1 rRNA gene is annotated in these 592 nt (G+C 48.5%); it reads left to right on the forward strand.

What is annotated here, in order from left to right:
- Nucleotides 1-592, forward strand: a 23S ribosomal RNA gene (locus ESZ39_RS17655); the annotation flags it as partial.

Below are 592 nucleotides of genomic sequence, written 5' to 3' on the forward strand. Positions count from 1 at the left end.
GAGTGAAAAACTCCCCCGCCGAAAGACCAAGGTTTCCTGTCCCATGTTAATCAGGGCAGGGTAAGTCGGCCCCTAAGGCGAGGCGGAAACGCGTAGTCGATGGGAAACAGATTAATATTTCTGTACTGCTATATATTGCGAAGGAGGGACGGAGTAGGCTAGGTGAGCACGGCGTTGGTAGTCCGTGTGAAAGTATGTAGGTGGGCGACTTAGGTAAATCCGGGTTGCTGTTAACACTGAGATACGAGACGAGACTCTACGGAGTTGAAGTCATTGATGCCATGCTTCCAGGAAAAGCTTCTAAGCTTCAGATATATAGCAACCGTACCCCAAACCGACACAGGTGGTTAGGTAGAGAATACTAAGGCGCTTGAGAGAACTCGGGTGAAGGAACTAGGCAAAATAGTACCGTAACTTCGGGAGAAGGTACGCTCTCTAATGTGAATGACTTGCTCAGTAAGCATCGGAGAGTCGAAGTAACCAGGTGGCTGGAACTGTTTATTAAAAACACAGCACTGTGCAAAATCGAAAGATGACGTATACGGTGTGACGCCTGCCCGGTGCCGGAAGGTTAATTGATTGGGTTATCTTC

The organism is Colwellia sp. C1TZA3, assembly GCF_007954265.1.
In the GTDB taxonomy this organism is placed as follows: Bacteria; Pseudomonadota; Gammaproteobacteria; order Enterobacterales; family Alteromonadaceae; genus Cognaticolwellia.